The organism is Variovorax sp. P2_H12 (assembly GCF_056403395.1).
In genome coordinates, this window is sequence record NZ_JBFUFO010000278.1 from 1 (window position 1) to 388 (window position 388).

1 protein-coding gene is annotated in these 388 nt (G+C 71.1%); it reads left to right on the top strand.

Translation table 11 applies throughout. The annotated features are described in order from the left end of the window. Positions 1 to 75 precede the first annotated feature (75 nt). Positions 76 to 388, top strand: a 313-nt coding sequence (locus AC1DYK_RS36140) for a VMAP-C domain-containing protein (protein WP_478170645.1), incomplete at its 3' end; no start/stop codon positions are given.

Sequence of the window (388 nt, forward strand, 5' to 3'; positions counted from 1 at the left end):
GAGCGGGGGCAGCCGCCGGACGACGAAGTGGAAAGACGGCGCAGGGCCCGCTGGAACAGCACCCGGAACTCCTCGATGCAGGCCGAAGTCGTCGACTGCGAGGACGGAATGGGGGTACGCGTACCGGAGGTGGCGAGGCTGCACACCCTGGCGTACGAGACCGTGCCGGTCCTCTGCCGGTACGGCGGCCGGCCGGATCCCGAGACCACGGCCGGACTGGTGCGGATCCTCGACGGCGGTTTCGGGGTGGCCCTGTGGCGGCGGACCGGGGAACCCGACGGGGTCTGCTCCGAATTCCATCGGCGCGCCCTCAACACCGTGGCGGAGGCCCGCACCGCCGACCGGCTGCCGCAGAGGATCCACAAACTGAGAAGGGACGTGAAGGCGG